Below are 21389 nucleotides of genomic sequence, written 5' to 3' on the forward strand. Positions count from 1 at the left end.
TAGGGTATGCTGTATGAAACAAATCATAGTGAACGCGCTAAATCGCATGCCTGTTTTGCTGATTGTTGTTGTAGAAGCGGCGATGGTTTATTTAGCAACATCAATAGCGAAAGTCGCGTTTAGTCAGCTCGATCCGTTGTATTCTGTGTGGTATCGCGTTGGATTTATGACTTTGTTTTTACTTGCTTGGAGAAGACCTTTTTCGCACAAAAAACGCGCGCACAATTCTTTGCCTAAAACGTTAAAAGAATGGTTAATTGTTGTTGCAGTAGGAATTTCCGTTGTTCTTATGAACACCATGTTCTATTTAGCTATTAGCTGTATGGCTGTGGGGGTCGCAGTTACTATCGAGTTTGTAGGACCGCTTATGGTTGCTGTTATAACAGGTAAAACGTGGCGTGAGCGCATTGGTATAGTTATTGCCGCGTGTGGAATCGTGCTTCTTGCAAGCGCTTCTATGGGTTCTAATGAAAGTCCGCATTTTCTTGTTGGATTAGTTGCAATTCTTATTGGCGGATCCATGTGGGGAATGTATATTGTCTCTGGGCGAATGTTGGCTAGAGGTTCTAATGCTATAGACAGAGTTAGTGTAGCTATTTTAATTGGATGGTTGTTGCAGTCTAGCGTACTTGCAGTTCCTGCGATTTCTCATGTTATATACCCTAAGCCAGGAGCTACTTGGGCTGCACAGTCTGGCGGTTCTATAAAGCTTTTAGCTTTGATGGTTGTTATTGCGATATGCGCATCTTTTATTCCTACGCTGTTGGATCAAGTTCTTTTAAAGCGCGTGTCTTCGGCAAGATATTCTGTTATGCAGGCTTTATATCCTGCTATTGCTGCAGTTGTTGGAATGGGATTTGGAGAAGTGCCAACTTGGATTGATGTTTGTGGAATGGCTCTAGTTATGTTGGCTGTTGCGATTACATTTTCGGGAGACCATAATCCTGCATAAATTTTGCTGTTTGGCTATTCAATCCACTTTTGTGTGTTTGGTGTGTCGCTGAAGCATTGTGCACGTCCTCAAGAGGTGATATAGTCTGAATCTGTTGCTATCTTGAATAGCTACAAAGTGGAGTCATGCCTGAGTGGCCGATAGGGGCACCCTGCTAAGGTGTTAGTCGTGTAAGCGGCTCGAGAGTTCGAATCTCTCTGACTCCGCGGTTTTAGCTCTAAATCGTTGATTTTTCAGTGATTTAGAGCTTTTTGCGTTTTGGGTAGATTCCCGTAATTACAATTTTTTTCCTTGGGATATTTTGGGCTATAACCCCTGTTCCTCATTGGATAGTCGCCAGCAACCGCAAGAATTGTGGATAACTCTGTGGATAAGTCGCCTTTAAAATAGGCTTTAACCACATTGATAGATTTTTATTTACATAATTAAATCCCTAAATCATAGTTAGAGCATGAGCGATTTTTCGTTCATCGTGGCTAGCAAAACGTTTGTCACGTAAGAGAAAACAACGTTTAAGGAGTTGATATGGGAAAACATGGATGTAAAAAGATTCCAATCTTTTTACGCAATAAGCGCACGCGAATGTTCTCTTTACTGACAGCGTTGCTGGCGACTATTGCAATTGTTGTTGGAAATGGTGTAATTAGCGGAGCATATGCGTTTGACGATATTCCTACGTATATAAGCAATTACTCTGGTTGCGGAGCTGAAGGTGACTATAAAGGATTGTATTCAGTTAATGACGACATTACATATTGCGTTGATCTTCATGAGTCTGGAAACGCGTTTGCAGATACTTCTTGGGGTCCTGTAGTAAATAATCGTGATGTTGCGATTGCTGCAATGATGATAAAACTGAGCGTTAATGGAAAGTATTGGCGCGGTGACTATAGAGACAGAGTCGCAATTGCTTATGCTATTCATGAACATTTTGAAGATAAAGACAAATGGAATAATGCGAAACAGCATTCGTTCACCAGTACTAAAGATTTTAGTGAAATAGCTGCTAAAGCTGATGAACTTTGGAATGAAGCTGCTAGCAAAATTCCTACAAAAGTTTCATTTGAAAATTTGTATGGGACTTCAGGCAGTTCTGGTGAAATAAAAGTAAAAGCAGAAGGAGTTCTAAGAACAGCATATAACGGTGATGACGGTGTTGATTTTAAAATAACTGCATCGAATGGAAATATTATGTTCAAAGATAACTATTATTACAACAATAGTGAATTAAAAGCAGAACGCAAAGGTTTTATACGTACAGACAAAGATTATTCAGATGAATTTGTTTGGGTTGCGTCTGGAGAAGGCAAAGTTGATATTAATGGCGAATATTATCTTCCAAACTTGGAGAGAAGAGATACAAAAAGCGGTTGCTACTTGCTTAGATTATCGCAATCTCCTGTGAAATATAATATTGATAGTTCGATTTCTATTGATGCGCATAGAGATTTTTACCCAGCTGTTACATCAAAATCTGAAGTTAAAAAGTTAAAACTAGGCGATTCTGTAGAAGGTAATGTAAAAAGTAGCGTTAATAACGAAGAGAATAAGCCTTGGATTGAAAATAAGAAGATTCGTGCGCGCGGATACTACTTTGTAGGATCGTATGAAAATATTCTAAAAGAACGTGCAGTGGGTAGTAGCGTAGATGACTACATAAAAGAGTTGCGCGCTGATTCTAGCATTAGACAAGTAGGTGCAAGTGACGTTTACTTTACTAAATCAGGTGAAGAAGCTAAAACAGTTGTTCATGTAACAAATGGAGATATGAAACCAGAAAATCTTGAAAAAGCAACAGAATATAAAGTTGGTGAACAAGATGCTGGACTATTTGGTACATGGGTTTGGACTATTGCTAAAAACGAGCAAGATAATGACGTTAAAGATTTTGTTTCTAGTGATTTTATTGAAGGTTTTGGTAAAGCACAATCTACTTTAACTCATATGGCAAAAGTAAACATAAAACATGTTAAAAATGCTAAAAATAAAGATTCAAATGAAGTATCAGATACGATTGTTGTTAGTGGCGCGCCAAAAGATTACGGAATGTTTAAAGGCAATAAAGAGTATGGATTTGATGGCGATGAAAATATGAAAGTTCGCTTGTGGTGGATTGGGTATGAAAATGGCACTGTTGATAAAGAGTCTATGAGTAAGTTAAATCCAAAATCAGATAAAGAGCCTGAGGAAGACGATAATCACAAGAAAATTGGCGAATGGTCAGTTCCGCTTAGAAATGGCGTTTATACGATTGCTAACGGAAAAGTGATGCTAAAGGAAGATTCTGCGGATGGCGCTGGTAATAGTGGTGCTGTTGGCAATAGTGAAAAGGGTAATGAAAAAGAAGAGTCAGAGCTTGGAAAGAAAGTTGCCGATATTGTTAATTTGAAGTCTGGCAATTCGGGCGAAAGTGGAATGTATGTGTTTGTATATGATTTCCCTGGTTCTTCTAGAGCAGAAGCGTTTAAAACAGCGTTTAACGATGAAGACAGTAGAAGCAGATTTACTCAAGAAAAAGAAGAGCATAAAACAGTAAATAATAATTCTGAAGGTAATACTGGTGATGCCAAGCCAAGTGGAGACGCAAAGCCAAGTGGAGACGCAAAGCCAAGTGGAGACGCAAAGCCGAGTGGTGAAAGTAAGCCAAGTGGTGACGTTAAACCAAATGGTAATAAGCCAGATGGTGATGCAAAGCCGAGCAATAATAAACCAAGTGGTGACGTTAAGCCGAGCGGTGACGTTAAGCCGAATGGTGGTAATAAAAGTGATAACGTATCTACGAATAACAATGATAATAAAGTAAACAACAATGATAATAAAGTAGAAGAATCTGGTGAAGTCACTAAGAATGAGATAGATCCAAAAACGTCTGCTGGAGGCGCTGTTGTAGACAATATAGTCAATAAGCAAGACTCTCATGATCAAGGTGCGCAACAAAATAATAAACAAGATACTCAGTCAAATACGCAGCCAAATACTAATCAAAATACACAAAGTCAAGGCAATAGTACCCAAACTGCGCAGAATCAAGGTGGTCAAAATGCTGGTTCGCAAAAACAACATAAGCAAACTGGTGATGTTGAAGGTAAACAAAATAGCAATATTAATGTAGATAGTTCTCAGAGTGGTTCTGATTCTCATTCTGCTGTTAATAGTGATAATACAAATGTAAACGGTTCTTCGCAAAAGAATAATGAAAGTAACAAAGTCGATAAAAGTGATAAAGAAAATAATGCTGGCGTAGTAGATAAAACAAACGCAGGTAAATCAGGTAAATCAGATAATGCTGGGAATGCAGAGAATACGGAAAATGCCGATAATGAGAATTTGAGTAGCAAAAATGTTCACAGTGATAAAGCAGATAAGTCATCTAAGAAAGATTCTGGTAGTAGTGTAACTGTGCATAAAGGCAATACGAATAGTGATAAAAAAGATGGTCGCACAACAAAGAGAACAGCTTCTGCAGCGGTTTCCAACCTAAATACTGATGAACAGAATGATAATAAATCTAAAAAAGAAGCATCTGATTTAGGATCTGAGTCTCTTGCAGAAAGCCAATCAGAGTATACAAATACAAAAAGGAATAAGCGCAGGCATGCTCGTGCAGGTGTTGTAAGTGCCACATCTTTATTTAATGCTGGTATAAAAATTGAGAGTGTCTTGATGCTTTCTATGGCAGTATTACTTATTGCTGGTGCTATAGTTTTGGGAAAAAATATATATCGCGTTGTATATTAACAAAATATTAAATACAAATAAAATTGTTGCGTTGTATAATATGCATAATTTATTCTATAGATATCGTTTTCTATAGATATAGTTTATTGATGCGGCGTAGTTTATGCATGCATACTATACAACGCACAATTTTGATATAGACAATATGTAAGAAGTACTGTTTATACTACGAGGTTTTATATGAGCGACTACAACATAGATAAAGAAAAAATGTTGGTTCGTCTACATAGGGTATGTGGACAGGTTCATGCTGTTGAGAATATGATCGAAAAGGGAGAAGATTATACAAATATTCTTATGCAGCTTTCTGCTTCTACTGCAGCTCTTAGAGCTGTTGCTCTTATAGTTGCTCATCAGGAAATCTCAAAAGCTTTAGAGGCGGCGCAAAATGCTTCAGATCAAAAAGTTACCGACAAGAAAGTTGCTGAACTTGTTGATGTTGTAGATCATTTAATGAGATACGATAAATCGTGATTTGTGATTCTAACGGTTTCGTATGATTTATCGATAGCGTTTAAACTGTTTGAATTGAAAACGATTTGAATATTAAGTATGAATAATATGCGAACCGTAACTGATTTATGCGAAAATCCTGCGCACTTTGCCTTCGTGGAAAAGAAGTCTGAATTTATTTCAGATGCTTGCCATATAACAACTCTTGAAGAAGCAATAGATTTTGTAGAGTCTATTAGGCTAAAACATCCTAAGGCGCGGCACGTGGCTTATGCTGCTGTGTGCGGAGACAATAATGGCAGACTGTGTGAGCGCATGAGTGACGACGGAGAGCCTTCAGGTACTGCTGGGAAACCTATTCTAGATGTTGTAAGGGCTTCTAATCTTACAGATACAGTTGTAACAGTTACGCGTTATTTTGGTGGGATTTTGCTTGGCTCTGGTGGATTGATGCGCGCTTATTCACATGCAGCAGCTGGCGCTATACAGTCGAGCAAAATGGCAGATATCATAGAATGTAATTGTTTTTCTTGCAAAGTCGAATATACTCAGCTAAGAATGTTTAAACGCTTATTGCTAAAACATAACGCAGAAATTATGGATGAAGAATACGGAATTTCTGTAGATTTAAAGGTTTGTGTTCCTTTTGAAGAATCAGATAGATTTTTAGAATCAGTGAAAAATACATTTTCAGCTATAATAATTCCTAAATCATGTGGTGTTTACAGTAGGATTTCCTGATAAAGTTTTCTCACCTGGTCTGTTTTAGAATTTGTGGCGTAAAACTGATACATTATATTGGATATTGGTAGCTAAAAGGTTGGTGAGTAGATTATGAGTGATATGCAAGATCAAAATAATCTTGAACACAATGATGATTCGCGTAGTAATTCTCATGACGATTCTCATGAAATTTATGAGCCTTTGACATCTATTTATGAGCGTTTACGCCACTCCAGTAATTCTAAAGAGCTTCACGAATTTGCTGTAAAAGAACTCCCAGATAGAGCAGATCAAGCAGAATTTTCTAGGGCTACGGCATTACTAGAAGCTGTAGCAGGCAACATAAATACTCCAGAAGAAGATCGTATTCATCTAGCAACAGTGATGCCATTCCCTAATATTTTGGTTAAACTTTCACAGGATAAATCTGATAACGTTCGTTTAGCTGTTGCTAAAAATCGTAATGCTAAAAATTGGCTAGTAGGAAGACTTACTAAAGATTCTTGCGGAGAAGTTAGAGATGCTGCATTGTGCAATCCGCAGACATCATGGAAAATGCGTCTCGAGGGTGCTCAAACCGAAGGCGTTGGGGCACAAACATTAGATTACTTAGCCTCACTTGGTGTAGGTGAAGAAAGTAAGGATTCGCCAGTACTTTCCGCAATGGTAAGAAGAGCAGTGGCGCTTAATCCTGGTGTGTCGCAGTCAACATTGATAGCTTTGTCAAAAGACAAAGACCCAGATGTTTCCTCTGCCGCATTAGAAGTTTTAAATAAATAAAGTTTTAAATAAATAAAAAAATTTAGATAAGTCTTGAGTGTAAAATTAAATTAAACAATAATTGCATACGTTTGCATAAAAAACTCACATATATACTACGATGGAAACTATGAACAATAAAAATGAAGAAAGTACTCAGCAGACAAGCCCATTAAGGCGTTTGGCTGAGTTAATGGGAGTACGCTCCAAATTCGTTGGATCGGATGGAATAGAACATCAGATTGCTGATAACGTGCTTGTAAAAGTATTGCGCTCTCTGTGCGTAGATGCAAGTACTGATAAAGCGATTGAAGAATCAATGCAGAAGATTCTTTTGGAACGTCATACACGTTTAGTTGCTCCAACGGTGTTGCATACAGTTGGTAAAGAAGACACTGTTATAATCAACACAGGTATTTTGGAGTATCCTACAGCAACTTTGATATTGGAAGATGGAGAACAGTACCAAGGTGACTTGCAGATTTCTCCATGTAAAGATGATGTTGCGTTCCCTGTTAATGGCACTTTTGTGGCAAGCTCTTTGTTGACAATTCCAGCAGACGTGCCTATGGGGTATCACACTCTACGAATAAGCGTTGCGGATCGAGTAGAAGAGGCGTCACTTATTAGTGCTCCAGAAAGCATTGATACTCTAGAAAAGCTTGAAAAAGATGGAAAGCAGATTTGGGGATGGATGGCTCAGCTTTATTCCATTCGTTCTTCTAAGTCTTGGGGTGTTGGCGATTACGCAGATTTAGCTGATCTTCTTGTGCAATCAAAGAAAAAAACAGGTGCAGATTTTGTGCTTGTAAACCCATTGCATGCAGGTGAACCAGTTGCACCATTAACACCGTCTCCTTATTTGCCAGTCGCAAGAGGAATGGTTAATGTAACCTATATTCGCCCAGAAATAATTCCAGAATATGATTCGCTTAATGATAAGGATCGTAAGACTGTTGACGATCTTCATAACGAAGTAGAGCCTCTTAATAATGATGCTCAAATTGTTGATCGAGACTCCATGTGGCGAGTAAAAATGCATGCTTTGTGGATTATTTTTAAGTCTGGGCTTTCTGCTGAACGCTCCGAAGAATTTGAAGCATTTAAGCAAGACATGGGTGAGCGTCTTGAATCTTATGCAACTTGGTGCCTTTGCTACGATAAGTGGGGTGCTCCTAAGGGAGAAGACTGCTGGGAGAAGCATCTTACTAAAGATTCCGATGAGATTAGCGCTTTATGTAAACAATTCCCAGATACTCTAGAGTTTTATCGTTGGCTTGAGTGGATTGCGTTTACGCAATTGCATGATGCTCAAGTTGCAGCTAAAAATGCGGGTATGCGCATTGGCATTATGTCGGATATGGCTGTTGGCGTGCATCCTGCAGGCTCCGAGGTTTGGTGGAATCCAGAGCGATTTGCCAATGGTGCTTGCGTAGGTGCGCCTCCTGATTACTTCAATCAGCAGGGTCAAAACTGGTCTCAGCCTCCGCTTAATCCATTCGAGCTTGAGCGCACTGGATTTAAAGTGTACAAAGATATGGTTCACGGAATGTTTGCGTCTGCTGGCGCTGTGCGAATTGACCATATTCTTGGGCTTTTCCGCTTATGGTGGATTCCAGAAGGATCTACTCCAGGTGATGGAGCTTACGTTTACTATGATGCAGACGTTATGCTTGGCATTCTTGCGATTGAAGCCACGCGCGCAAATGGTGTTGTAGTTGGAGAAGACCTTGGTGTTGTGCCAACTGAAACTTTGGAAGTTTTGGCTAAGAATAAGGTTCTTGGATGCACGGTTGAGTGGTTTGAACAGAGGGATGGTGCATTCCGCGAGCCTAAGAAGTGGCGCGAAATGACGCTTGCTTCTGTAAATACTCACGATTTGCCACCGGCTGCAGGCTACTTAAACTACGAGCACGTTAATATTCGCGAGCGTTTGAATCTTCTTTCGGGATCCGTAGAAGAATTCCGCGCTGGTGCTGTTAAAGAGCATAATGCGATGCTGAAAATGCTTGTTTCTGGAGGTTTCTTAGACAAGAAGGCTCTAGAAAATGAATCTGAGCATGAGCAAGAGATTGTAGAAGCATTATATCGAGCACTTAAAGCTGCTCCTTCCAAGCTGCTTGCTGCATCCATTGTTGATGCAACGGGCGAGCATCGTGCTCAGAATCAGCCTGGTACTAATGATGAATATCCAAATTGGCGTATTCCTTTGGCTGATGCTAATTGTAATCCTGTTCTTTTAGACAACTTATTTGACTCGCCTAGAGTTAAGTCTTTAGCGCAAATCATGAATAAGTAGTTCTAGATGCGTGATTAATTGCGGGCTGTAGCGTTTATTGATATTCGCGAGCGTTGCAGTCCGCATTGTATGTAAAATAGGAACTTGCAAATAGTCGTCATATGGCGATATACTTGCAGATTGTTGTGTTTCCCTAAGGGGTCCTTCAAAGCGCTTTTCCCACTCGCCATCGAGGACTTTCAGGGAGCCCACGGATTATGAGCAGCATATCTCCTATAAACCAAGAAGATATAAAGCTCGAAACACAATAGAGAAAAGGTACGATTGTGAAGACTTTCACACCGAAACCAGCAGATTTAACTCATGACTGGTATATTATCGACGCCACTGATGTGGTGCTTGGTCGTTTGGCTTCCCAGGTAGCCATTTTGCTGCGTGGTAAGAATAAGCCAACATTTGCTCCTCATGCTGATTCTGGCAATCACGTCATTATCATTAATGCAGATAAGATTGCTTTAACTGGCAATAAGTTGAGCAAGGAATTGTATTCTCACTCTGGTCGTCCAGGTGGACTTCGTCGCGATAGCTATGCTGAGCTTTTGGAGAAGAATCCAAAGCGCATCATCGTTTCCGCTGTGAGGGGAATGCTTCCAAAGAATCGTCTTGCTAAGGTTCAGCTTGATCGCCTTCGTGTGTTCACTGGTGCTGAGCATCCTCATATTTCGCAAAAACCACAGGTCTTCGAGATCTCTCAGGTCTCTCAGCAGGCTAAGTGAATCGTAAGGAGAATATGATTATGGTAGATAACAACAACTCCGCGGTTCTTGAGAATGAAGAAGAACTGACTAGCTATACAACTGAGACAAACGCTGGCGCAGGCACTGGTACTTCTGCCGTTGCTCCAGGCTATGGCACTGGTCGTCGTAAGGAAGCCGTTGCTCGCGTTCGTTTGATTCCAGGCACTGGCAAGTGGACTATTAATGGTCGCGCTCTTGAGGAATACTTCCCATCTCGCTTATTGCAGCGTGAAGTTAATTCCCCATTTGTGCTTTTGAAGCTTGAAGGTAAGTTCGACGTTGTCGTCTTGGTAGACGGTGGCGGCACCACTGGTCAGGCAGGTGCAATCCGTTTGGGTGTTGCTCGTGCTTTGAATGCTATTGACCGTGATGCAAACCGTGCTTCCTTGAAGAAGGCTGGCTTCTTGACTCGCGACGCTCGCGTTGTGGAGCGCAAGAAGGCTGGTTTGCACAAGGCACGTCGTGCACCTCAGTTCTCAAAGCGTTAAGCTGCGAAGAATTTATATTTTCAATGGCTTCTGGCTTTTGCTGGAAGCCATTTTTTGTATCTAATGCGGTTGAATGTTCTAAATGTTATTAATCGTTTATAAGTAATCATTAAATCTAACATTCTAGAAAATTTAGAGGATAATCGCACATAAATAGTCACAAATAATAACAAATAACGAACATTAGAGGATAAACCTCGCTCATAAATAGCGCAACTCGCTGCAAATCCAAAATAGTACAGTAAATCAAGTAGATTGTGAACTGTATCACATTGTTAGACATTTAAGATGTGTTTATAAAGAAGATTCTTCATGTAAATGTCTGCATATGAAATGTAAATATAAAAATATATGAATGATCGAGGAGGACCAAATGGCGCAGGCGCAAGAAAAGGCGCAAGAAACAGTGCTTGATGAAAAAGAGCAAGCCGCATTAGCAGCCAAACGAGAAGTAGATGAATTAGCTAAAAAAGCAAAGGTTGCTTTAGAAGAGTTTGAAAAATTAAATCAGGAGCAAGTAGACAGAATAGTAGCAAAAGCGTCTATTGCAGCGTTAAACAAGCATTTAGTCTTAGCAAAAATGGCTGTTGAAGAAACAGGCAGAGGATTAGTTGAAGATAAAGCCACAAAAAACATTTTTGCATGCGAACACATTACCCATTATCTTGCAGGCCAGCGCACAGTAGGCATTATTCGCGAAGATGATGTTCTTGGAATCGATGAAATCGCTGAGCCAGTTGGCATAGTAGCAGGCGTGACTCCAGTCACAAACCCAACATCTACAGCCATTTTTAAATCGCTAATTGCTCTTAAAACTCGTTGCCCAATTATTTTTGGCTTCCATCCATTCGCTCAAAAATGCTCCGCAGAAGCGGCAAGAGTTGTGCGCGATGCAGCGATAGAAGCAGGCGCGCCAGAAAATTGCATTCAGTGGATTGAACATCCATCAATCGAAGCTACGGGAGCTTTAATGAAGCACCCAGATGTTGCAACAATTCTTGCAACAGGCGGTCCTGGAATGGTTAAAGCTGCTTATTCTTCGGGAAAGCCAGCACTTGGCGTTGGTGCAGGAAACGCTCCAGCATATGTTGATGCGGACGTAGATGTTGTGCGCGCTGCAAACGATTTGGTGCTTTCAAAGCATTTTGATTACGGTATGATTTGCGCAACAGAGCAGGCGATTATTGCGCATAAAGACGTGTATGAGCCATTGTTAAAGGAATTGAAGCGCAGAAAAGCATATTTCGTTAATGCCGATGAAAAAGCGAAACTTGAACAGTATATGTTTGGTTGCACTTCGTATTCAGGTCAAACTCCTAAGCTTAATTCAGTTGTTCCAGGAAAATCTCCTCAATATATTGCGCATGAAGCTGGGTTTGAGATTCCAGAAGATGCTGTGATACTTATTGCCGAGTGCAAGGAAGTTGGCGAGATGGAGCCTCTAACAATGGAAAAGTTGGCTCCTGTTCATGCTTTGCTTCGCGCTGAAAATAAGGAACAAGGCTTTGAAATGTGCGAGAAGATGCTTGTTCACGGAGCTGGTCACACTGCTGTGATTCACACTAATAATCAGCAGCTTGCTCGCGAATATGGCAGCCGCATGCACGCTTGCCGAATCATTTGGAACTCCCCAGGATCTTTGGGTGGTGTTGGTGACATCTACAACGCAATCGCACCTTCTCTCACTTTGGGCTGTGGTTCTTATGGTGGAAACTCTGTTTCTGGAAACGTTCAAGCAGTAAATCTTATTAATATAAAGCGCATAGCGCGAAGGAATAACAATATGCAATGGTTCAAGATTCCGGCCAAAACGTATTTTGAGCCGAATGCTGTTCGCTATTTGCGAGACATGTATGGCATTGAGCGCGCAGTTATTGTGTGCGATAAAGTTATGGAACAGCTTGGAATTATAGACAAGGTGATTGATCAGCTTCGCGCTAGAGACAATCGCGTAACGTTTAGGATTATTGACTACGTTGAGCCAGAGCCAAGCGTTGAAACTGTTGAGCGCGGCGCCGAAATGATGCGCGAAGAGTTCCAGCCAGACACGATTATTGCTGTTGGCGGCGGATCTCCTATGGATGCTGCAAAAATTATGTGGCTTCTTTACGAGCACCCAGAAATTTCCTTCGCAGATTTGCGCGAAAAGTTCTTCGATATCCGTAAGCGCGCGTTTAAGATTCCGCCTCTTGGTAAAAAGGCTTGCTTGATTTGTGTGCCAACGTCTTCTGGAACAGGATCGGAAGTTACTCCGTTTGCAGTTATTACAGACCATAAGACTGGATACAAGTACCCGATTACGGACTACGCAATTACACCTTCGGTGGCAATCGTGGATCCAGTTTTGGCACGCACACAGCCTCGTCGCTTGGCTTGCGATTCTGGTTTTGACGCTTTGACGCACTCTATGGAAGCTTTTGCTTCTGTTTATGCTAACGACTTTACGGACGCAATGGCATTGCATGCAGCAAAGTTGATTTGGGATAATCTTAACGATTCTGTGAATTCCAATGATTCGGAGCGCAAGATTCAAGCTCAAGAAAAAATGCATAATGCGGCTACTATGGCTGGAATGGCGTTTGGTTCGGCGTTCCTTGGTATGTGCCACGCAATGGCGCATACAATCGGAGCTTTGTGCCATGTTGCGCACGGCCACACGAATGCAATTTTGCTGCCTTATGTGATTCGCTACAATGGTCAAATTCCACAAGAGCCTACAAGCTGGCCAAAGTACAATCGCTACATCGCTCCAGAGCGATACCAGCAGATTGCAAAGAATCTTGGCATAGATCCTGGTAAAACTCCTCAAGAGGGCGTTGAGAATTTGGCTCGCGCTGTTGAAAATTATCGAGATAATCTTCTTAGTATGGATGCTTCGTTTAAGGCATGCGGTGTGGATGAAGAATACTATTGGTCTTTGTTGGATCAGATTGGCATGCGTGCTTACGAAGATCAGTGCGCTCCTGCAAATCCTCGTATTCCTCAAATCGAAGATATGAAGGATATTGCGATTGCAGCGTATTATGGTGTTTCCCAAGAAGAAGGACATCGTATGCGTTTGGAGCGCGAATCTAAGTGATTATCTAGGTGACTATTTAGATAATTATTGAATAATTATTGTATATTTAGTTGCAAATGGCAGAGGCTGCACTAGCTGTAGTTTCTGCCATTTTTCGTTGGAAAATAGCCGACACGCCCGATTTTTGTTAATCCAAGGTTGATGGTTTAATTACTTAGTTGCCTGTTTTTAAGGCTCGCATATTGTAATTCAAAAAAGCGAGCGCAGAAACAGAAATCGCAATTTTTGTTGATTTTTGTAGGCTGCGCACTGATGTGGAATGACCTTTAGTGTCTATTCTCCCGGTGCCCTTTGATACAGGTTGGTAAACAGTAAACGAATCGCTAGAAAGGGCGGACGGCAATGGCGGGACAGAAAATCCGCATCAGGCTTAAGTCCTATGACCATGAGGTCATCGACCAATCGGCGAAGAAAATCGTCGAGACGGTGACGAACGCGGGCGCCACAGTAGTGGGTCCGGTTCCTCTGCCGACCGAGAAGAACGTGTTTGTTGTTATCCGTTCTCCTCACAAATATAAGGATTCTCGCGAGCATTTCGAGATGCGCACTCATAAGCGCCTCATTGACATCGTTGATCCAACGCCAAAGGCTGTGGATTCTTTGATGCACATTGACCTGCCTGCGGATGTAAATATCGAGATTAAGCTGTAGGAAGGGGGGTAAATAATGTCGCAAAATAAGAATCGCACTGCTTTGCTCGGCCGTAAGCTGGGCATGAGCCAGGTTTGGGATGAAAACGGCCTTTTTGTCCCCGTAACTCTGGTTGAGGTTGCTACTAACGTAGTTACCGCTGTTAAGACCGAAGAAACTGACGGTTATTGCGCCGTACAGCTCGGTTATGGCCAGATTGATCCTACCAAGGTTACCAAGCCATTGGCTGGTCACTTTGCAAAGGCTGGCGTGACTCCTCGTCGTCACCTCGCTGAGGTGCGCACTGAAAATGCAGCAGATTACAAGCCAGGTCAAGAATTGACCGCTGAAGTATTTGCTGAAGGTGCCGAAGTCGACGTAACGGGTACTACAAAGGGTAAAGGCTTTGCTGGCACAATCAAGCGTTGGGGCTTCAAGTCTTACCGTCGTACTCACGGCTCGCACAAGAATGAACGTCGTCCAGGTTCTGTGGGCGCATGTGCAACTCCAAGCCGCATTTTGAAGGGCAAGCGTATGGCTGGTCGCATGGGTCATGTGACTTCTACTGCGCTCAACCTCACAATCGTTTCTTCGGATGTTGAGAACGGTATTTTAGCTATTAAGGGTGCTATTCCAGGACCTAAAGGTGCTATCGTTCTCGTCCGTTCGGCAGTGAAGGGAGCCTGATTTAAATGGCAAACGTAACTCTGAACGTAACTGACACCAAGGGCAATGCAAACGGAACTGTTGAAGCTCCTGCTGAGATTTTCGGCATCTCCAACGAAGACGTTTTGGCTCACGGTCCATTGGTTCATCAGGTCGTTATTGCTCAGCTTGCTGCTGCTCGACAGGGTACTCACGCGGTTAAGAATCGCGCTAATGTATCTGGCGGCGGTAAGAAGCCATGGAAGCAGAAGGGCACTGGACGTGCTCGTCAAGGCTCCATTCGTGCTCCACAGTGGGTGCATGGTGGCGTTGTACATGGTCCAGTTCCTCGCAAGTATGATCAGCGTACTCCAAAGAAGATGAAGGCAGCTGCTCTTCGTTATGCTCTTTCGGATCGTGCAAATGCTGGTCGCATTGCAGTTGTGGACTTTGGTATTAAGGATGTTCCATCCACCAAAGCAGCAGTTGCAGCACTTACACCAGTAACTAAGGATCAGTTCACCACTGTTGTTCTCTCTCGTGAAAACATCAATGAGTGGATGTCTGTTCGTAACATTCCAACGGTGCATGTGATCTTCGCTGATCAGCTCAACACCTACGATGTCATCACCGCTCAGTACGTAGTCTTCTCCAAGGAAGGTTTCGAAGCCTTCGTTGCAGCTAAGACCGAGCCTGAAGTTAAGGAGGCCTGATTTAAATGGTCGCAGTCCATAACCCAGCACATGACATCATTTTAAAGCCAGTTGTTTCTGAAAAAAGCTATGCAGCTTCCGATCGTGGTCAGTACACCTTCGTGGTAGCTCCAAATGCTAACAAGGTTCAGATCAAGCAGGCTATCGAAGAAATCTTCAAAGTCAAGGTAACGAATGTTAACACCTTGAATCGCGCTGGCAAGCTTAAGCGCTCTCGCACCGGCTTCGGTCGTCGTGTGAATCAGAAGCGTGCTATTGTCACCGTGGCACAGGGCCAGACAATCGATATCTTTGGTAACTGAAGGCTAGCCGAGAAAAGTAAAGGAATACTACATTATGGCTATCCGCGTTTATAAGCCTACGACTGCAGGACGTCGTAACGCATCCGTTTCGGACTTCTCCGAGATTACGCGTTCCACTCCTGAAAAGTCGTTGGTACGCAAACTCAGCAAAACTGGCGGTCGTAACTCTTACGGTCGCATGACTTCCCGCCATCGCGGCGGCGGACATAAGCGTCAGTATCGTCTCATCGATTTTAAGCGTTGGGACAAGGATGGCGTGCCAGCAAAGGTTGCTCATATTGAGTATGACCCTAATCGTTCCGCTCGCATCGCATTGTTGCATTATGCAGATGGTGAGAAGCGCTACATTATCGCTCCTGAAGGCATTTCCCAGGGAGATGTTATTGAGACTGGCGCCCAGGCTGATATTAAGCCAGGCAACAACTTGCCTCTTAAGAACATCCCAACTGGTACCGTGGTGCACGCAATCGAGCTTCGTCCACTTGGTGGCGCAAAGATTGCACGCTCCGCAGGTGCTGCCGTTCAGCTCGTAGCTAAGGATGGCGCTTACGCTCAGTTGCGTATGCCATCCGGCGAAATTCGTAACGTGGACGCTCGTTGCCGCGCTACAATCGGCGAGGTTGGCAACTCTGACCACGCTAATATCGAGCTTGGTAAGGCAGGTCGTGCTCGTTGGCTTGGTCGCAGGCCAATCACCCGAGGCGAATCTATGAACCCTGTTGATCACCCTCATGGTGGTCGTACCCGTGGTGGTAAACCACCTGTTTCTCCATGGGGCAAGGGCGAGGTTCGTACACGCCGTCCGAAGAAGGCTTCGAACAAGATGATTGTTCGTCGTCGTCCGAATGGTAAGAACCGCAAGTAAGGGAGTGTCGAACAGATGACTCGTAGCATCAAGAAGGGCCCTTTCGTCGACGCCCACTTACAGAAGAAAGTCGACGAACAAAACGACAAGGGCACGCATAACGTCATCAAGACGTGGTCGCGTCGTTCGATGATCACTCCTGATTTCATTGGACACACCTTTGCCGTACACGATGGCCGCAAGCATGTGCCGGTATTCGTTACCGAAGCAATGGTTGGTCATAAGCTCGGTGAATTCGCCCCAACCAAGACCTTCAAGGGTCATGTGAAGGACGACAAGAAAGCACGCCGCTAAAGGAGAGTTAGGACACATGGAAGCTAAAGCAATCGCTCGTCACGTACGTGTGACGCCGCGCAAGGCTCGCCGCATGGTCGACCTCATCCGAGGCAAGCGTGCAAGCGAAGCTATTACCATTTTGAAGTTTGCTCCTCAGGACGCATCTTTACCAGTGCGTAAGGTTCTTGAAAGCGCGATCGCTAACGCTCGCGTTAAGGCTGAAAAGGCTGGAGAACCATTCCGTGAGCAAGACTTGGTCATCAAGGAAACCTATGTGGATGAGGGTGTAACGCTTAAGCGTTTCCGCGCTCGTGCACAAGGTCGCGCTGCGCGCATTAACAAGCGCACAAGCCATATCACTGTTATCGTCTCGCTTAAGGAAGGGGATCGCTAAAGATGGGTCAGAAGATCAATCCTTTCGGCTATCGCCTGGGCATTACCGAGAATCATCGCTCTAGGTGGTTCTCTGATTCTACTAAAGCCGGCGAGCGTTACCGTGACTTCGTCCTTGAGGATGACAAGATTCGCAAGGAAATGAGCCATGACCTCGAACGTGCAGGCGTGTCCCGCATCGTTATCGAGCGTACTCGTGACCGCGTTCGTGTTGATATTCACACCGCTCGTCCAGGTATTATTATCGGTCGTCGTGGCGCAGAAGCCGAGCGTGTTCGTGCAAAGCTTGAGAAGCTCACTGGTAAGCAAGTACAGCTCAACATTTTCGAAGTGAAGAATGCTGCACTTGACGCTCAATTGGTTGCTCAGGGAATTGCGGAACAGTTAACCAATCGCGTTACATTCCGTCGCGCTATGCGTAAAGCACAGCAGGATGCAATGCGCGCAGGTGCAAAGGGTATCCGTATTAAGCTCTCTGGTCGTCTTGGTGGCGCCGAAATGAGCCGTTCTGAGTTCTATCGTGAGGGTCGCGTTCCACTGCAGACCCTGCGTGCCCTTATTGATTACGGCTTCTTTGAAGCTAAGACTACCTACGGCCGTATCGGCGTAAAGGTATGGATTTATAAGGGTGATATGACCGAGCGTGAGTTCGAAGAGCAGCAGGCCCAGCAGGGTAAGCGTGAAGGTCGCCGTGGCGATCGTCGTCCACGTCGTGGCGCACGCTCTGCCAACCAGCAGAAGGCTGCCGAAGCACAGGCTGAGAAGCCAGCTGAAGCTCCTGCCGCAACGGAAACGAAGGAGTGAGCAGATGCTTATCCCAAAAAGGACTAAATATCGCAAGCAGCACCGTCCTACCCGTAGCGGCATGTCTAAGGGTGGAACCGCTATCGCTTTCGGCGATTTCGGTATTCAGGCGCTGGCTCCGGCGTACATCACTAACCGTCAGATCGAGGCAGCCCGTATCGCAATGACCCGCTATATTAAGCGTGGTGGTCGCGTGTGGATTACGGTTTTCCCTGATCGTCCATTAACCAAGCACCCGCTTGGTGCACGAATGGGTTCCGGTAAAGGCGCTCCAGAATTCTGGATTGCTAACATCCATCCAGGTCGTGTAATGTTCGAGATCGGTGGTGTTTCTGAGGACGTCGCTCGCGAGGCTTTGCGCCGCGCTATCGACAAGCTCCCAATGAAATGCCGTGTTATTGCGCGTGAAGGCGGTGACATCTGATGCCAGTCGGAACTGCAGACTACACCATCAAGAATTTAAACGAGAAGACTAATGCTGAAATCGAAGGCTTCTTAAAGAAGTCCAAGGAAGAGCTTTTTAACTTGCGCTTCCAGGCAGCAACTGGTCAACTCGAAAACAGCGCTCGCCTCAAGGCGGTCAAGCACGACATAGCCAGGATGTATACTATCCTGCGTGAGCGTGAACTCGGCATCAGCCAAGAGCCTGGCGCCACTGAGGTCAAGGAGAAGTAAGCATGGCTGAGAACCAAGAGCGCAACTTCCGCAAGGTTCGTCGCGGCTACGTCGTGTCCGAGGCCATGGACAAGACAATTGCCGTGGAGCTGGAGCAGCGTTCGACACACCCACTTTACGGTAAAGTCGTCCGCTCCACACGCAAGGTCAAGGCACATGATGAACACAATGAGGCGCATATTGGCGATCTCGTGAGTATCATGGAAACTCGGCCTTTGAGCAAGACCAAGCGTTGGCGTCTCGACTCGATTATCGAGCGCGCCAAGTAAACAAGTTCAGCAAGGCTCCGCGCTTCACCTGTGCCTGTTGTCTAGTAGGTACGGGTGAGCGGGGAGAACCAGCTCGACTAAGGAGAATCAATGATTCAGCAGGAAACGCGGCTTCATGTCGCCGACAACACGGGTGCTAAGGAATTGCTTGCCATCCGCGTGCTCGGTGGATCGAAGCGACGCTATGCCGGCATCGGCGACATCATCGTCGCCTCCGTTAAGGATGCTATTCCTGGCGGGTCGGTCAAGAAAGGCGACGTAGTTAAAGCTGTCGTCGTCCGTACTGTCAAGGAACATCGTCGTGTTGATGGTTCCTATATTAAGTTCGACGAGAACGCCGCTGTTATTCTCGGCTCTGGCCGTGAACCAAAGGGCACTCGTATCTTTGGACCAGTCGGTCGTGAATTGCGTGATAAGCGCTTCATGAAGATTGTGTCCCTCGCCCCGGAGGTGATCTGAGATGGTAGCCAAGATTAAGTCCGGCGACCAGGTAAAGGTTATCCGCGGCAAGGATCGCGGTAAGGAAGGCAAAGTACTTCGTGTACTCGCCGAAGACCGTTTGATCGTCGAGGGTGTTCAGGTTGTTAAGAAGCATGTGCGTGCTACCCAGCAGGGTCAGCAGGCAGGCATCGTCTCTGTTGAGGCTCCAATTCACCGTTCTAACGTTATGGTGATTGACCCAGAGACCAAGCAACCAACCCGCGTGGGCGTGATTGTTAAGCAAGAAGCTCGCGACGGCAAAGTAAAGACCGTGCGCGTGCGTGTAGCTAAGAAGTCCGGAAAGGAGCTGGCATGACCGATACTACAGTTGAGGCGCCGGCAACTCCGCGCTTAAAGCAGCAATACAATGATCAAATCGTTCCAGCTTTGGAAAAGGAATTTGGCCACACTAATCCTATGCAGGTGGCTCGTTTGCAGAAGGTCGTCGTCTCTATGGGCGTTGGCGCTGCAGCTCGCGATTCCAAGCTTATCGAAGGTGCGATTAAGGATCTCACTTTGATCACTGGTCAGAAGCCAAAGGTTACTAAGGCTAAGAAGTCTGTTGCGCAGTTCCATTTGCGCGAAGGTCAGGCTATTGGCGCTTACGTAACTCTTCGTGGTGATCGTATGTGGGAATTCTTGGATCGTTTGCTCACTCTGGCTTTGCCACGTATCCGCGATTTCCGTGGTATTAATGGCAACCAGTTCGACGGTCAGGGTAACTATAACTTTGGTCTTACGGAGCAGTCAATGTTCCACGAGATTGATCCTGATTCGATTGATCATCAGCGTGGTATGGACATCACCGTGGTGACCACCACCAAGGACGATGTGGAAGCGAAGTCGCTACTTAAGCACCTCGGTTTCCCATTCAAGGAGAACTGATATGGCAAAAACCGCTCTGAAAAACAAGGCGGCCGCTAAGCCGAAGTTCAAGGTGCGCGCTTATACGCGTTGCCAGGTTTGTGGTCGTCCTCACTCCGTGTATCGCAAGTTCGGTCTGTGCCGTGTATGCCTTCGTGAAAAGGCACATCGCGGTGAGTTGCCGGGTGTTACGAAGTCCAGTTGGTAAATATCGACGCTGAAGGTCCACTGCTTTAAGAATAACTAAAACAGGCGGTGGAAACCACGGCGAGAAAGGGCGTTAGCCCAACATGACAATGACAGATCCTATCGCAGACATGTTGACACGTCTGCGTAATGCGAGCGCGGCAAAGCACGATACCGTGGAAATGCCGTACTCCAAGTTCAAGGCGAATATCGCCGAGATTCTGAAGCGTGAAGGCTATATTAAAGACTTTGCTGCTAAGGAAGCCAAGGTTGGACAGACTTTGGAAGTCACATTAAAGTATGGCTCCAATGGTCAGCGTTCCATCCAGGGCATCAAGCGCATTTCTAAGCCAGGCTTGCGTCGTTACGCAAAGTCTGATTCTTTGCCTATGCCTCTTGGTGGTCTCGGTATCGCTATTATCTCGACCAGCTCGGGATTGTTGACTCAGAAGGAATGCCTCGACAGAGGCATTGGCGGCGAAATCGTCGCCTACGTATGGTGAGAAAGGAGAGCTGAAAATGGCATCGCATATTGGTAAGCTCCCCGTCGACATTCCTGCAGGCGTGGAAGTAAAGATTGAAGGTCAGTCCTTTAGTGCTAAGGGCGCTAAGGGTTCTGATTCCTATGTAATTCCAGAAGGTATTACCGCTGAAGTTGCTGATGGCAAGATCGTTTTAACCCCAGCTGATGATTTGCGTCCAACTCGTGCAAAGCACGGTTTGGCTCGTGCAATCGTAGCGTCCATGGTTAAGGGTGTGCATGAAGGCTACACCAAGACTTTGGACATTGTTGGAACTGGTTATCGTGCTGTGATGAAGGGTAAGGGCATTGAGTTCTCACTCGGATATTCTCACACTATTACCGTTCAGCCACCTGAGGGTATTGAGTTTGAATTGCCAAACGCAAATCAGGTAATCGTCAAGGGTACTGACAAGCAGGCCGTTGGTCAGGCTGCCGCTAACATTCGCAAGCTGCGTGCTCCAGAACCTTATAAGGGTAAGGGCATTAAGTACAGCGATGAGCGTATTTTGCGCAAGGCTGGAAAGGCTGGTAAGTGA

The 21389-nt window shown here is 44.8% G+C and carries 26 protein-coding genes and 1 tRNA gene; all 27 read left to right on the forward strand.

Features of this window, described 5'->3' with window-relative positions:
* Window positions 1-13: 13 nt before the first annotated feature.
* The 27 genes from HXT55_RS01505 (at window position 14) to rplF (ending at window position 21389) form a co-directional block, all read left to right on the forward strand.
* Window positions 14-952 carry an EamA family transporter gene (locus HXT55_RS01505; protein ID WP_004114330.1) on the forward strand — a complete coding sequence of 313 codons (939 nt, stop codon included), beginning with the start codon at window positions 14-16 and terminating at the stop codon, window positions 950-952.
* Between the two features lie 119 nt (window positions 953-1071).
* Window positions 1072-1158: transfer RNA gene (locus HXT55_RS01510), tRNA-Ser, on the forward strand.
* 319 nt (window positions 1159-1477) lie between these two features.
* Window positions 1478-4690, forward strand: coding sequence for a hypothetical protein (locus tag HXT55_RS01515; protein ID WP_421792287.1), 3213 nt, complete (start codon window positions 1478-1480; stop codon window positions 4688-4690).
* 180 nt (window positions 4691-4870) lie between these two features.
* Window positions 4871-5164, forward strand: a complete 294-nt coding sequence (locus HXT55_RS01520) for a metal-sensitive transcriptional regulator (protein ID WP_004114342.1) — start codon at window positions 4871-4873, stop codon at window positions 5162-5164.
* 78 nt (window positions 5165-5242) lie between these two features.
* Window positions 5243-5884: an IMPACT family protein gene (locus HXT55_RS01525; RefSeq protein ID WP_004114344.1), complete on the forward strand. Its 642-nt coding sequence runs from the start codon at window positions 5243-5245 to the stop codon at window positions 5882-5884.
* Window positions 5885-5977: 93 nt separating this feature from the next.
* Window positions 5978-6646 (forward strand): AbrB family transcriptional regulator, encoded by a 669-nt coding sequence (locus HXT55_RS01530; protein ID WP_004116059.1) that lies wholly within the window; start codon window positions 5978-5980, stop codon window positions 6644-6646.
* Window positions 6647-6755: 109 nt separating this feature from the next.
* Window positions 6756-8924, forward strand: a complete 2169-nt coding sequence (malQ, locus tag HXT55_RS01535) for a 4-alpha-glucanotransferase (RefSeq protein WP_064623555.1) — start codon at window positions 6756-6758, stop codon at window positions 8922-8924.
* A gap of 266 nt (window positions 8925-9190) precedes the next feature.
* Window positions 9191-9640 (forward strand): 50S ribosomal protein L13, encoded by a 450-nt coding sequence (rplM, locus tag HXT55_RS01540; RefSeq protein WP_004114349.1) that lies wholly within the window; start codon window positions 9191-9193, stop codon window positions 9638-9640.
* 20 nt (window positions 9641-9660) lie between these two features.
* A complete protein-coding gene (gene rpsI, locus HXT55_RS01545; protein WP_004114350.1) occupies window positions 9661-10149 on the forward strand; it encodes a 30S ribosomal protein S9 in 489 nt (162 codons plus the stop codon).
* Window positions 10150-10522: 373 nt separating this feature from the next.
* Window positions 10523-13228: a bifunctional acetaldehyde-CoA/alcohol dehydrogenase gene (gene adhE / locus HXT55_RS01550; RefSeq protein WP_162860822.1), complete on the forward strand. Its 2706-nt coding sequence runs from the start codon at window positions 10523-10525 to the stop codon at window positions 13226-13228.
* Between the two features lie 342 nt (window positions 13229-13570).
* Complete coding sequence (rpsJ, locus tag HXT55_RS01555) at window positions 13571-13879, forward strand: 30S ribosomal protein S10 (RefSeq protein ID WP_003808013.1); 309 nt, start codon at window positions 13571-13573, stop codon at window positions 13877-13879.
* A gap of 15 nt (window positions 13880-13894) precedes the next feature.
* Window positions 13895-14545, forward strand: a complete 651-nt coding sequence (rplC, locus tag HXT55_RS01560) for a 50S ribosomal protein L3 (protein WP_004116043.1) — start codon at window positions 13895-13897, stop codon at window positions 14543-14545.
* Window positions 14546-14550: 5 nt separating this feature from the next.
* Window positions 14551-15216 (forward strand): 50S ribosomal protein L4, encoded by a 666-nt coding sequence (gene rplD / locus HXT55_RS01565; RefSeq protein ID WP_004114353.1) that lies wholly within the window; start codon window positions 14551-14553, stop codon window positions 15214-15216.
* Window positions 15217-15221: 5 nt separating this feature from the next.
* A complete protein-coding gene (rplW, locus tag HXT55_RS01570) occupies window positions 15222-15518 on the forward strand; it encodes a 50S ribosomal protein L23 (protein ID WP_004114354.1) in 297 nt (98 codons plus the stop codon).
* Between the two features lie 34 nt (window positions 15519-15552).
* Entirely contained in the window at window positions 15553-16383 is an 831-nt protein-coding gene (gene rplB / locus HXT55_RS01575) for a 50S ribosomal protein L2 (protein ID WP_004114355.1), read from the forward strand.
* A 15-nt stretch (window positions 16384-16398) separates the two neighbouring features.
* Window positions 16399-16677, forward strand: coding sequence for a 30S ribosomal protein S19 (gene rpsS, locus HXT55_RS01580; RefSeq protein ID WP_004114357.1), 279 nt, complete (start codon window positions 16399-16401; stop codon window positions 16675-16677).
* A 16-nt stretch (window positions 16678-16693) separates the two neighbouring features.
* On the forward strand, window positions 16694-17053 hold the full coding sequence (gene rplV, locus HXT55_RS01585; protein ID WP_004114358.1) for a 50S ribosomal protein L22: 360 nt from the start codon (window positions 16694-16696) through the stop codon (window positions 17051-17053).
* A 2-nt stretch (window positions 17054-17055) separates the two neighbouring features.
* On the forward strand, window positions 17056-17856 hold the full coding sequence (gene rpsC / locus HXT55_RS01590) for a 30S ribosomal protein S3 (protein ID WP_101891738.1): 801 nt from the start codon (window positions 17056-17058) through the stop codon (window positions 17854-17856).
* A gap of 4 nt (window positions 17857-17860) precedes the next feature.
* Window positions 17861-18280 carry a 50S ribosomal protein L16 gene (gene rplP, locus HXT55_RS01595; RefSeq protein WP_004114362.1) on the forward strand — a complete coding sequence of 140 codons (420 nt, stop codon included), beginning with the start codon at window positions 17861-17863 and terminating at the stop codon, window positions 18278-18280.
* A complete protein-coding gene (rpmC, locus tag HXT55_RS01600; protein ID WP_004105502.1) occupies window positions 18280-18531 on the forward strand; it encodes a 50S ribosomal protein L29 in 252 nt (83 codons plus the stop codon). Before rplP ends, rpmC begins: the two co-directional genes overlap by 1 nt.
* Window positions 18532-18533: 2 nt before the next feature.
* Window positions 18534-18800 carry a 30S ribosomal protein S17 gene (gene rpsQ / locus HXT55_RS01605; RefSeq protein ID WP_004114365.1) on the forward strand — a complete coding sequence of 89 codons (267 nt, stop codon included), beginning with the start codon at window positions 18534-18536 and terminating at the stop codon, window positions 18798-18800.
* A gap of 90 nt (window positions 18801-18890) precedes the next feature.
* Window positions 18891-19259: a 50S ribosomal protein L14 gene (gene rplN / locus HXT55_RS01610; RefSeq protein WP_004114366.1), complete on the forward strand. Its 369-nt coding sequence runs from the start codon at window positions 18891-18893 to the stop codon at window positions 19257-19259.
* Window position 19260: 1 nt separating this feature from the next.
* Entirely contained in the window at window positions 19261-19596 is a 336-nt protein-coding gene (gene rplX, locus HXT55_RS01615) for a 50S ribosomal protein L24 (protein WP_004114367.1), read from the forward strand.
* On the forward strand, window positions 19593-20165 hold the full coding sequence (rplE, locus tag HXT55_RS01620) for a 50S ribosomal protein L5 (RefSeq protein ID WP_004114368.1): 573 nt from the start codon (window positions 19593-19595) through the stop codon (window positions 20163-20165). Before rplX ends, rplE begins: the two co-directional genes overlap by 4 nt.
* 1 nt (window position 20166) lies before the next feature.
* Window positions 20167-20352: a type Z 30S ribosomal protein S14 gene (locus HXT55_RS01625; protein ID WP_004114370.1), complete on the forward strand. Its 186-nt coding sequence runs from the start codon at window positions 20167-20169 to the stop codon at window positions 20350-20352.
* 82 nt (window positions 20353-20434) lie between these two features.
* Entirely contained in the window at window positions 20435-20833 is a 399-nt protein-coding gene (gene rpsH / locus HXT55_RS01630; protein WP_004114372.1) for a 30S ribosomal protein S8, read from the forward strand.
* Window positions 20834-20849: 16 nt separating this feature from the next.
* Window positions 20850-21389 carry a 50S ribosomal protein L6 gene (gene rplF / locus HXT55_RS01635; protein WP_004114374.1) on the forward strand — a complete coding sequence of 180 codons (540 nt, stop codon included), beginning with the start codon at window positions 20850-20852 and terminating at the stop codon, window positions 21387-21389.

It is taken from the genome of Gardnerella sp. KA00718 (assembly GCF_049244285.1).
GTDB lineage: Bacteria > Actinomycetota > Actinomycetes > Actinomycetales > Bifidobacteriaceae > Bifidobacterium > Bifidobacterium vaginale.